The sequence below is a fragment of the Lacrimispora sp. genome (assembly GCF_047605665.1).
In the GTDB taxonomy this organism is placed as follows: domain Bacteria; phylum Bacillota; class Clostridia; order Lachnospirales; family Lachnospiraceae; genus Lacrimispora.
Map to the genome: position 1 here is coordinate 42,281 of NZ_JASGFH010000010.1, position 12,556 is coordinate 54,836.

Annotated in this window: 9 protein-coding genes; all 9 read right to left on the reverse strand. The window is 35.0% G+C overall.

Features of this window, described 5'->3' with window-relative positions; genetic code table 11:
* Positions 1-93 precede the first annotated feature (93 nt).
* Positions 94-1,281 carry a dTDP-4-amino-4,6-dideoxygalactose transaminase gene (rffA, locus tag QM657_RS09845; RefSeq protein ID WP_415066465.1) on the reverse strand — a complete coding sequence of 396 codons (1,188 nt, stop codon included), beginning with the start codon at positions 1,279-1,281 and terminating at the stop codon, positions 94-96.
* Between the two features lie 20 nt (positions 1,282-1,301).
* Positions 1,302-2,798, reverse strand: a complete 1,497-nt coding sequence (locus QM657_RS09850) for a TDP-N-acetylfucosamine:lipid II N-acetylfucosaminyltransferase (protein WP_415066466.1) — start codon at positions 2,796-2,798, stop codon at positions 1,302-1,304.
* 183 nt (positions 2,799-2,981) lie between these two features.
* On the reverse strand, positions 2,982-4,313 hold the full coding sequence (locus QM657_RS09855) for a glycosyltransferase (RefSeq protein WP_415066467.1): 1,332 nt from the start codon (positions 4,311-4,313) through the stop codon (positions 2,982-2,984).
* Positions 4,314-4,387: 74 nt separating this feature from the next.
* Positions 4,388-5,332 carry a flagellin gene (locus QM657_RS09860; protein WP_415066468.1) on the reverse strand — a complete coding sequence of 315 codons (945 nt, stop codon included), beginning with the start codon at positions 5,330-5,332 and terminating at the stop codon, positions 4,388-4,390.
* Positions 5,333-5,592: 260 nt separating this feature from the next.
* Positions 5,593-7,650 carry an HAD hydrolase-like protein gene (locus QM657_RS09865; protein WP_415066469.1) on the reverse strand — a complete coding sequence of 686 codons (2,058 nt, stop codon included), beginning with the start codon at positions 7,648-7,650 and terminating at the stop codon, positions 5,593-5,595.
* 16 nt (positions 7,651-7,666) lie between these two features.
* Entirely contained in the window at positions 7,667-9,085 is a 1,419-nt protein-coding gene (locus QM657_RS09870) for a glycosyltransferase family 4 protein (RefSeq protein WP_415066470.1), read from the reverse strand.
* A 7-nt stretch (positions 9,086-9,092) separates the two neighbouring features.
* Positions 9,093-10,175: a glycosyltransferase family 32 protein gene (locus tag QM657_RS09875; protein WP_415066471.1), complete on the reverse strand. Its 1,083-nt coding sequence runs from the start codon at positions 10,173-10,175 to the stop codon at positions 9,093-9,095.
* Positions 10,176-10,185: 10 nt separating this feature from the next.
* Entirely contained in the window at positions 10,186-11,310 is a 1,125-nt protein-coding gene (locus tag QM657_RS09880) for a glycosyltransferase (protein ID WP_415066472.1), read from the reverse strand.
* The gene (wecB, locus tag QM657_RS09885; protein WP_415066473.1) at positions 11,311-12,429 is read right to left on the reverse strand and encodes a non-hydrolyzing UDP-N-acetylglucosamine 2-epimerase; all 1,119 of its coding nucleotides are present in this window, start codon (positions 12,427-12,429) and stop codon (positions 11,311-11,313) included.
* Between the last annotated feature and the right edge of the window lie 127 nt (positions 12,430-12,556).

Below are 12,556 nucleotides of genomic sequence, written 5' to 3' on the forward strand. Positions count from 1 at the left end.
ATAAATATTATTTCCAAATAAAGCATCGAATTCTTTATTTAATGAAATAAATCCTCGATGCTTCTCTGGCATTATCATAATATTATTCTACATTTAAATTACCTGTTCAAGTATATCCAACGGCCGTAGAACATTTCTATTTTTTTCACATACAGCTTCTTCCAATTCAATAAACCTCTTTATTGCTTCTATAATTGTTTTTTTATCATTATCTGATATGCCATAATATAACGGAAGTCTTAATAAGCACTCACTTTCTTTAGATGTAAATAAATCCGCCCCTCTTAACTCCCCATATTTCAATCCCGCTACAGAAGAGTGGAGAGGTACATAATGGAAAACTGCTCCAATATTCATCTCTCTTAATTTGTTTAGTAAGTTAGTCCTCACAGTTAAATCCTTAACTTTTATAAAAAATAAATGTCCGTTATGTACACATTCTTTAGGAACATAAGGCAACTCTATTCCATCAATATTATTTAGTTCACTATAGTAATAATTCCAAGTTGAAATTCTGTTTTGATTGATTATATCTGCTATTTCTAATTGTCCCCATAACAATGCAGCATTAATTTCACTAGGGAGATAAGAGGAGCCTATATCAACCCAGCTATACTTATCTACTTCGCCTCTAAAAAATCTGGATCTATCTGTTCCTTTTTCCCTTAATATTTCGGTACGTTCATAATACTTTTCATTATTTAATACAATAGCTCCTCCTTCCCCCATTTGATAATTTTTTGTCTCATGAAAGCTATAACATCCAATGTCTCCAATAGTCCCCAGATATTTACCTTTATAGGTAGCCATAACCCCCTGTGCAGCATCTTCTACAACCGGAATCCCATACTTGTGACTGATTTCCATAATATGATCCATCTCACATGCAACACCTGCGTAGTGAACAACAACGATTGCTTTCGTCTTTTCTGTTATAGCTGCCTCAATTTTGTTTTCATCAATATTCATTGTATCTGGTCTGATATCTACAAATATTATTTTTGCACTACGGTTTACAAAAGCATTTGCAGTTGATACAAACGTATATGAAGGCATTATAACTTCATCTCCAGCTTTTATGTTTAATAACATTGCTGCCATTTCAAGAGCAGCAGTACACGATGTAGTAAGCAAAACCTTACCTGCATTAAAACGACTTTCCATCCACTTACTACATAACTTCGTATATTTTCCATCTCCTGCAATTTTACCGCTTTCAATACATTCAGATATATATTTCATTGATGTTTGAAGATTGATAGATCTATTAAATGGAATCATTTTACACCTCTACTCTTCTTTCATGTTGCTGCATCAGAATATAATTTGTTCCAGCTAAAACCATCTTTTTCTAATGTCTCTATGTATTCCCTTATATTTCTTTTATTTTCCATACAAATTCTGCAATCTGCAAATTCCTCAAAAGTATTGTTTTTTATCTCATCAATATTAAATACTTTTATACCATACTTCAATATATCATTATTATTATTTACTGATGTGGTATAAACTTTCTTTCCCGACTTAAGCAATGAATAAATAGTTGTCCAACCACAATCCCTTGTTAATGGAAAAATACCAATATCTATATCAGTTAATAGTTGTCCGTATTGTTTCAATTCCATATATTCACACATCGCTATAAACTTTTCACCAAAAATTTTTATTCCTTCAGAAATCACCGCATTAACATATGATTCATCTACTTCATAGGAAAGCGGACAAAAAACTTTGATATCTTCATCTTTAAACTTTTCTAATAATCGAAAAGCCTCAATATGATTTAATGCTGTTGTTGCACTATGACCAACTAATATATTCACTGTTGCGTCAGCTTCATTTCGTTCTTTCATCAAAATCCCGGTATCATAAAACGAGCAATTATTTATAATAATATTTACATCTTCTTTAAAATGATATAAATTACTCAGTGTATTATAAGATATCTCATTAAACAGCACAAGATTCCCAATATCAGAAAAACAATCATGAAACTCTTTGGCAGACGTATTCCAGGATAGTTCCCCACCATGTATAACAAGATAGGTTTTTTCTCTAAATTTAAATATATGCCTTTTTATAAAATCTCCTAACGTTAAAGACATCACACCACTATGAAATATTATTTTTTTACTTTTCATTAAAATATCAAGAAATTGGTGATTAAGTAGTTCTGTATTTCCTGTATATAAATCATTTATTATTATTAGATTTTTATTTTCTCTTTGAATTTCTTTGTAAAACTCCCACACATTATATAAATCATCCGGATTTAGTTCATTGGTATAATGAACAACAATTAAATGCTTGTTAATATCTGATGTTCTTTTTATTGTTTCGATAACATTCACAACAAACTTTCCATCATAAATAAAATCAATAAAATCAAACTTACCCTGTCCCAAGACTTCTCTACTAATTTTATGAAACTCCTGATTGACAACAAATTCCTTTTTGTATTGATCAACTGATATATACTTCTGTACATAAAATTCCTTGATTTGATACAACCTCATCACATTTGAGATATATGGATAGTCTTTTATTACTGACATAACTACAATATCTTCTTTGCACAAATCACTCAAAGAATCCAGTCTGTGAATTTTTAATCCATGAAATAATGTACCTTCCAAACTGGAATTGCTATCAATTATGATATATCTTTCTTTATTCCAAGCATCAATATATTGCATGATTCTCTTTGATGCACCAAATATAACTACCGTTTTATTATTAATAAGCTTTATTAACTCTTCATCAGAAACTTCGTTAAGTTCATTATCAAGCCACTCCATAATTACCCTCACCCTACTCGCCAAACACATTCCTAATACTGTAACATTATAAGATAATCATACAAAGTATAATGTCATTTAAAAATTATGATCGCCATCATCTGCCTGCCATATACTTTCTGATGAATCCCACATAATAGGGAAGAAATACAACTTCCAGTTTTTATTTAATATCAAATTATCTCAAAAAATATCTCCTGCCTCAGCAACAAACTTTCGCTCTTCACTTGATAGCAGCGATTCAATCTTATTTCCCAATGCAGAGAACAGAATCTGTCTTGATACTTTGAGCAGGAAAATCTTATTTTTAAAGACAGAAAGATCATACAACTTTGACAAAAAATCAAAAGTAGCGCTGGCAGTCTCCATCTCGCCTGGTTCTCTCTTTAAAAGAAGCAATAGTTCTCGCAAAGCCTCTACATGATAAGGTTCCATCCGAAGAAGCAGAACACCATATCGCACCACCTCAACAGGGCGGTTTTGCTTTACATAAAACATAAAAATCCTTTGGTATGTAATAAGAAGCCGAGCTGACAAAAGAAGAGGATCATTACCCTCATACTGATCCAGCTGCTGTAGAGCTTTCTCAAAATACTCTATGGACTTTGCCTCATCCCCACGCATAAAGAACCACTCCCCAGCCCAATAATCCACATCCGGAGAAACACATCCTGCATCTTTTGCCTGCTGATGTGCAGCCATAAATTCATCGTCACTATCAACATTTCTTCCAAACTTCACTTTGAGCAAAGAAGAAAAACCAGGATCTTGCTGCGTTATATCCGCAAATGCAGCCGGGTTCTCAACACCACGCAGATAAGCTTCCTCAGCTTCCTCAAGCCTGTCTTCAAGAAGCAGAGAATCCCCAAGATACATCCACATTTGAGCATTTTTCGGGTTCTCTTCCAATTCTTTTCGTATCATGGATATGTTTCGTTCTTTTTTATTCTTTTCTCTGTAGGCCTCTTCTGAATAACCTGTATGAATAACAGTAAGCTCTTCTGTAGCATCACAAGAGTAGAGTTGTCCGCCCCCCACCAAATCCAAGTGCTCATGAATTCGACTAAAATAGCGAAGCTCAGGTATATTTCTCAGTATTCTATCCTGAACACCAGAAGTAATAGCTTTTCCGTTATCATCCAAATTAACCAACATGGAACGTACAAAATGCGGCCGATGGCTCGGAAAGGAATCCTTTTCTATTTGTTTTAGCAGCGGCAGTATCTTCTTCACATGTTCCTCTGAAAAATATTCATCCGCATCTAAAAAAGCAATCCAATTTCCCCTTGCTTTCTCAATAGCAAAGTTTTTAGCTGCAGAAAAATCATTAATCCAGGGAAAGTGATATACTTTTGCACCCATCTCTTCTGCAATTTCTACCGTTCGGTCCGTGGAGCCGGTATCTACTACAATCTGTTCGTAAACAATCCCTTTTCCCCAGCTAAGTGCGCGACGAATATTCTTTTCTTCATCCTTCACAATCATGCATTGTGACAGCCGAACGAAAGGCTTCATAAACAATCCTCCTAATAATAAAATATCCCCCGAAAATCATCTTTCCGGGGGATAAGAGCCAAATCCTGGTATAATTACTGCAGTAACTGTAATACGCCCTGTGGAAGCTGATTTGCCTGAGCAAGCATAGCCTGAGATGCCTGTACCAAAATATTGTTCTTAGTATAAGCCATCATTTCCTTAGCCATATCAACGTCACGAATGCGGCTCTCTGCTGCAGTCATGTTCTCAGCAGTTACGCCTAAGTTATTAACGGTATGCTCCAGACGGTTCTGAAGTGCACCTAACTTACCACGCATGGAAGAAACGGTGTTAATAGCAGCTTTAACTCTGGATACTGCTGAAGATGCTGAAGCCTGAGTTGCGATACTAACCTGGCTGCTTGTAGCACCTACCAAACTTGCCTTCGTCTTGCCGTCAGCACCTGTTGTATAGGTAACTGTAGCCTTTCCGACTTTCAAAGTATTGCTATTTACGCTGCTTACAGATACAGATAACTGATTGAATTCATCAGATGTATCACCAATCTGAAGCTTAAGAGCTGAACCAGTTGTTCCAGCAGCAACGCCGGAAGTAGTAACTGCACCGCCAGAAGATAATGTACCATTCAGAAGCTTGGTTCCGTTAAAGTCTGTAGCATCAGAGATACGATCGATCTCATCCTGAAGAGCCATGAACTCTTCGTTCAGGTTCTTACGGTCTGTAGCGTCATCATAGATTCCGTTAGCAGACTGCTGAGCTAACTCAACCATACGGTTTAACATAGAGTGAACTTCAGTCATAGCACCTTCTGCTGTCTGAATCAAAGAAATACCATCATTAGCATTCTTCTGAGCAGTCTCAAGGCTGACGATCTGGGATCTCATTTTCTCAGAAATAGCAAGACCAGCAGCGTCATCACCTGCACGGTTTACTCTGTAACCAGAAGATAATTTCTCAAGGTTTTTGCTTACTGCGTTGTTGTTTCCGCCTAACTGTCTGTGAGAGTTAATGGCTGCGATGTTGTGTTGAATTCTCATAAAAGATTTCCTCCTTGAATGTATTTCAGGGAATTCCTTTTCCCTGTGTGACGTGTTTCTCATATTCAGAAAACACATAAACTAGATTAGTGGAATCATGCGGGGTACCGACCGCAATATGATTCCAAGTTTTTGACACTTGTGTCTTACGGAAGTATAACTTCCTTTCATGTGTATTATCGTATTGGATGTAGTAAAAGATAAGTCCTTTTTTCAAATTTTTTTAATTTTCAATAGCATACAGAAAGCATAACCTTTCCTCAAATTAAATCAGCCACATCAGTCATGCGATTAAAAAAGGCATCTTCTACCTTCAAGGCTATAAAAGTATTATCTAACATTTTCAATTGGTGTATTAACCCCAAGAATTTTTCATCAATTTTTTTATCTATCTCAATATAATCCTGGGGACAGATTTGCAAAAATGTTTTGAAATATTCTATTATTCCATTTTGTACTTTTTGGAAGCACTCAATATCTTCTCTTCGCCTTGTCTCCCTATCAAAACAGACATCTCCATTTTCGTCGAAACCTAAAACCGATGGCATAGGAGAAGTTAAAATTGTTTCCATAATATAATAGTCTTCAAAAATTACACTATTTTCAACTTCATCATTTTCATAAAAAGCATGAATATCCAACGCTTCAGCCTTAGCAAACTCTTCTTCAAGCTGGAGAAAATATAAGCCTTTTAAACGTTTATGAATCAATCGACTACAATACATCTGACTAGTCCCTTTGGCCACAAAATCAAAAAATGCAATGTCTGTATCAAATAACTTCAAACGATTTATGTACATCTGATAATTTTTTTTATAACTTAAAGCATTACTAATAATTTCTGAAGAAAAGTCTGTTAAAGACTTATTTCCCACATCTTCGTCCGCAATTACTATACCGAATCGTTCTTTAAGCTGTTGTTGCATATTCCCACTATATTTCATATTGGCAATATATTCCACATCCTTTTTATTTATCATTCCGGCTCTGATTGCCGCTATTCTAGACGTAAGAAAATAGACAGAGTCATTGTCCTTAACTAACAAATCATATAATCTCTTTATCAAATATCCATCTCTCGCACCGAACCATACATTTTTCAGATTTTCTTCCTTTACCTTCCTGGTAAACCATATTACAAAGTCTGTAATCATTGGACCCATAAGAAGATAGCCCAAATCAAATGCATCATTTATGCAAATTCTTCTCTCTGTAGTTTCAAATTGAAAAGGACTGTTAAATACCGTTGCAACAAACATTCCCATTTTAATCCGCGAAGAAAGACTATCTGCATGTTCCCACAATCCTAGAAAACCCACCATTTCAAGTAAGTCCAATCCGCTGTATATCTGACAAGCAGTAATTCCTCTTTTTTTTGCACATTCAATATCTGCAATTAAATCATCACCGATATGCAAATACTTCTTCTTATGTGTATTACGCTTTAGTTCATCAAATAAGTTCTGTGTTTTGCCTGTTTTATATTCGCTGGAAACGTAAATATCTGCATATTTTTCAATCCCGCATCTATTTAATATCTCAACAATCTGTTCTCTGCTATAATATGTATCTGTGACGATATATACTTTTTTTCTTTGTCTGGCTGCTTCTGATAGGAATTCTACCATTTCCTGCCTTGGTATAATTAAATCAAAATCAGTTTTCCACTCCAAGTCTGCCAATTCTTTTGCTGTCATATTGATGGATTCTGACTCGTCTAATATACGCTCATAAATTTCCTGTAAACTCGGGGATACGCTTTTCGACAATTCTTTCTCGCACTGGAGTCTTTTAATGCAAAAATCTTCTATAACAACGCCTTTTTCTTTTAGCCTTTCATCTACCAAATCAATAACATCCGTTGAAAAGAGCACTTTACGCATGATAAGAGTATCAAATAAATCAATACTAATAACTTCATTTTCAATTGTAAGTTCTAATAATTGTTCCTTGGTGACTCCATTCAAATTTTTAAAGTCATAGATTGTCTTACTTCGAATACACAAATCTTTTCCTCTCACATCAAACAACCTTATATGATTTTCAATGCAAAAGTTACCTATTCTTTTCGCAATCGCTCTGCACGAGCCTGGTCTTGCCACCACAATAATAAGTTCTACCTGATATTCAATACATTTTGACAATGGAATTATTTGCTTTCCATAAACAGTTCCATCTTCTCTAAAAACATCTAACAAGCCAACAATATTAAACTTATCATTTAACTCTGCCAACACTTTTTCTGTCTCTGTTCCTAAGCCGTATAAGGCGATTGGAACATTCTTATATTCATCAAATATTTCAGCTAAATTAGACATCGTCTTTATACTCTCCTCACTTGATATCTATGCAATCATCCACTAACTTAATTAATCCTTTCTTAAATACATCCATAGAAAAATATTTATCATACGTGCCTCTTGCACGCTTTCCCATACTGTATATTTTTTCATAATGCCGTATGCACCAAATAATCTTTTCTAAAAGCATTTGGGTATTTTCACTTTGAAATACAAACCCATTGATGCCATCTTCAATATACTCAGCGGTTCCTGTCGCATCAGAAAGTATACATGGCACTCCATGCATCATAGCTTCCGCTGCTACCGTAGGCATTGCATCCTCTCTCGACGGACATATGAGCACATCTGCGCTGCTTAACAATTCATTTATTCTGTCTCTGTCCACAACCCCTGTCATTATTATTTCAGGCATTGAGCGTATTTCCTGTTCCAATTCCAGAGCCAAAGGTGAATCCTTTTGCCCCACAAAATAAAATACGCTTTTTTCTCTCATTTCATCAGGCATCATCTTAATAGCTTTCAGTAAAACATCTTGTCCCTTGATGCTATTAATATAACCGATAGTAATAAAACGGATTTTTTCTCTTTTCTCCGTTTTACCTATATCCGGCACTTCATTTTGTTTACACATATCAGGCACGCCATAAAGCAGCCTCTTTACTTGTAACCCAGGAATATATTCACGTATTGCTATTTCTGGAAATGGGCCAACTGAGCATACTTCCATATTTACAAGATTTATCTTCTGCATGTTATCTTTTCTCGCACCTGCGTAAAAAAATATCGGATCATGGAGCCACCAAATAACAGGAATTGCAGTATCCCTTTCCATTAAAAATATATGAAAATTCAAAGTATTACATATAATTAAGTTAAATTCTTTTGTCCATTCAGCCTCCTCCATTGTTTCTATCTGCAGATTTATATCAACAACAACCGGAATATTATTTTTTAACAAGACATTCCGAAGCGGCCCATCCATCATAGAGGCATATAATACATGATACCCTTGATCCTCTAAAGTTTTGGCTGCATGAAATAGGGCAATCGAAGGACCTCCTAATTCCAAATCCTGAGAAAGCAATAGAATTTTCTTATTTGATGAACCTTTTAACGTTATTCCCCTCTCCAAATCTCCGTAATACTGAATCGGTTTTATAACATCTTTTTTATACACCAATTGATGCATATCATAAAAATGGTATACTTTATTTTCTTGTACTCCTAATTCAATCAATTGTTCTTTCATTTCTTTAACGAAGAAACTCAGAATTACAATCACATCAAAGGGTAATTTGATTCCTTCACCGGGAGATAAAATAAGCAATCCATCCATACATGTATTATGCTTTGAAGGGGAATTATCCAAAAGAGCTAAAATATCTTCTTTAGAAAACCAATGTTTATATCTTTTATAATATTCTCCCGTGCCAAACAAAAGAATTTTCATATGATATCTATCCTTTACTTAACCGTTCATCTACCCAAGTAAAATTATCAAAGCATACCGAGCGAATATCTGTGTCTTTTTTCTCCATCCAGGTTGCTGCATACTGATGGATTGAATATGTATTATCTGTTATCTTTCCATATCCACAGAAATTAAATGGGGCAAAATATTCTGTCGAGAAGGAAGCATATCTATCATGTACTTGTGTTTTTCCATTTAATATCAACCCATGTCTCTGCAATATACGAGTCTGATATACTGGCGAAGCAATCAGGTTTAATGAACCGTCTTCATTAATAAATGTGGATTGTTTATAATCTTCCATCATTTCTTGTAAGATGGGGTTGTCCTTTTTAGAGCCAAAGCCTAAACCAAATGCAACATAATTCCAGCTTTCAAATCCGCAGAACAGATCATGATGTAATAAATCATCCCAATTTTTTATCATTTCTACATCTGTATCCAGATAAATCCCCCCATATGTATTCAATATATCAAGTCTTGCATAATCAGGAACAAATCCCCACTTTTTAGCTTGATAGGCCTGCTGCATATAACTGCATTTCGTCACGTCATAATTGCTTTCATCCCATCTTTTCAATTCATATTCTGGACAAAACTTCTTCCAGGTTTCTATATTTTTCTTAAATTTGTCTGGCATCTCATTATTTCCAAACCAAAAGTAGTGAATTATTTTAGGGATTTTGGAGAATTCTGATTTGCTTGAATCCCAATTCTCTTCTACTGTAAATACATCCGGAACATAACAGCTCATTCCGTCAAAGGTATTCAAGGTGTCTAATTGTGTTATCATTTCTCTCGCATACTGGATAGAAGAAATGACAACAATATAATCTCTGATATCGCCATCAATTTGTATTTCATCAACCGTTTTTACCGGAATTGTAATATTGGCGACAGACAGCGTATCGCTCATAGCGTGGTTATTTATAATAAATTCAAGGAATCTATGTATCTGAAACCTTTCGCATAACTCCTGAAACTTTTTTCCCTGTCCAAAACATATAACCTTTTTTTCTTGTAATAACTTTTCAAATTCATCTACTGTACAATTCTTTACATTAACCACTCACATTACCTCATGTCTTTCCACCATTCATATTCATTTCTGATAGGAACAATTGATAAGTACAAATTTTTTTTATACCATACGTATCAAGCTTAAGGAGAACTTCCCACATCTTTTCTGCGGACACTGCTATAAGTATTTGATATTTTGCCAATTTTTCAGATAGCTCTTTAATGCTTATTATTGTGACTCCATTTTTCTTCCTTCCTTCTTTATCAGGATCACTGTCAGCATAATATGCTATCTTATCCCCAAGTAATTCATAAACTCTGTCTCCATAATTTCCAGCCCCATATACAATGTATGGCATATCGCACGAACCTGCAAAGTCTCCTTTCAATAGGGGTACTAATTCATATAAATTCTCGGGAATCTGTGATTGGCTAAGACCGCTTTCAAGCATTTGACAATATATTTCTACTAATTTATCAATCCGTTTATTTAAATCCTTTGATATATATGAGAAATGGTTCAGTCTCATATTTGTTCTATGTTTGGCAATCAGCATTCGTTTTTGATTACTTAAGCTTTGTGTATGATATCTGTACAAGTATAGTGGTTGGCTGATATGCCCAATTGTATTATATTGCTCATAAATACGCAACCAATAATCATAATCTTCAACACCGAATAAATCTGCATTGTAGTCCCCTACAGTACTTAATACTTCTCTTCGGTATAGAAAACACGCCCCAATCAAATTATACAGATACAAATCATCTAGTAAAAATGTTTCGGACTTACCTATAATCTGTGAATGTTCATCAATTAAGTACATATCTGCACGTACCATATATTCTTTTGAATTATGATCCAAATATTCCACCATACTTTTTATGGCATCGGCAAGAAATATATTATCATCAGATGTCCAAGTTAAATAATCACCTTTTGCTTTTTTAAATCCTATGTTTAAAGATTTGGGCAGCTTCTGATTCTGTACATTCTGAATCATTTGAATTCGTTGATCTTTTTTTGCATATTCCCTAATAACCACTGCCGTATTATCACTAGAGCAATCATCCACAACTATTAATTCCCAATCTTGGAACGACTGTCCTAAGATACTGTCAATAGATTCCCTTATGTACTTCTCTCCATTAAATGTCGGTAAGACAATAGATACTTTTGCCAATTACTGCACTCCTTTAAAGTAAGATTCTATAGCTGCAATAATCCTCTCTGAAGCATGACCGTCTCCATAAGGATTTGCTGATTTACTCATTCCTTCGTATACAATTTGATTTGTCAGCAATTCTTTTGCAGAATCATAAATGGTTTCTTCTGTTGTTCCTACAAGTTTCAATGTACCCGCCTCTATTCCTTCTGGACGTTCAGTGGTGTCTCTCATAACAAGTACAGGCTTACCAAGTGCCGGCGCTTCCTCCTGTATTCCTCCGCTGTCTGTCAGTATCAGATAACTTTTTGCCATGAAATTGTGGAAGTCAAGTACATCTAGTGGTTCTATTAAGCGAATCTGATTATGATTACCCAATTCTTCATTAGCAACTTTCCGCACTTTGGGATTCATGTGTAATGGATATATAACTTTCACATCGTCAAAGTCTTCCACAATTCTTCGAATAGCACGAAACATATTGTGCATCGGTTCTCCAAGATTCTCTCGCCTGTGAGCAGTTACTAAAATTAACCTTGAGCCTTTTGCCCAATCCAGGTTCTCATTTTCATACCCTTCTTTGACTGTTATAGAAAGAGCATCTATCACCGTATTTCCAGTTATATAAATATGATCTTCTTTCTTACCTTCCCGTAATAGATTCTCTTTTGAATTACATGTAGGCGCAAAATAAAGGTCAGCAATCAAGTCTACTGCTTGTCTGTTAAATTCCTCTGGATACGGAGACCTTATATTGTAAGTGCGAAGTCCTGCCTCCACATGACCGATAGGAACCCCCTCATAAAATCCCGCTAAACCCGCTGCAAATGAAGTTGTCGTATCCCCATGTACCAAGATCAAATCGGGTTGCTCTTTTCTTATAATATCGCCTAGATTATTTAATATATCTATTGTAATTGAGGATAATGTTTGATTGGGCCTCATAATATCAAGATTATAATCTGCCTCAATCTCAAAAACATCCATTACCTGTTTAAGCATTTCCCGATGCTGACCAGTAAGACAAACACTGCATTCCAAGCCTGTACTCTTTTTTATTTGTTTTATCAGTGGACACATTTTAATTGCTTCTGGGCGTGTACCAAAAACAACAATAACTTTCTTTTTATCTTTCACTAAGACCTCTTCCATAATTCTCGCACCTTTGTTTTAAATTCTATAAAAAGATTATCCGGTATTGTCTTTTCAGCTATAGCAATGATTCGTTGACCGTAATTCCCACTATGCATTACTTCCAGTCCTC

What these genes read in the sequence shown, in the direction of transcription:
- QM657_RS09855 (WP_415066467.1), bottom strand. Translation starts at nt 4,313, where the DNA reads ATGAAGCCTTTCGTTCGGCTGTCACAATGCATGATTGTGAAGGATGAA.
- QM657_RS09865 (WP_415066469.1), bottom strand. Translation starts at nt 7,650, where the DNA reads ATGTCTAATTTAGCTGAAATATTTGATGAATATAAGAATGTTCCAATC.
- QM657_RS09860 (WP_415066468.1), bottom strand. Translation starts at nt 5,332, where the DNA reads ATGAGAATTCAACACAACATCGCAGCCATTAACTCTCACAGACAGTTA.
- QM657_RS09850 (WP_415066466.1), bottom strand. Translation starts at nt 2,798, where the DNA reads ATGGAGTGGCTTGATAATGAACTTAACGAAGTTTCTGATGAAGAGTTA.
- rffA (WP_415066465.1), bottom strand. Translation starts at nt 1,281, where the DNA reads ATGATTCCATTTAATAGATCTATCAATCTTCAAACATCAATGAAATAT.
- QM657_RS09870 (WP_415066470.1), bottom strand. Translation starts at nt 9,085, where the DNA reads ATGAAAATTCTTTTGTTTGGCACGGGAGAATATTATAAAAGATATAAA.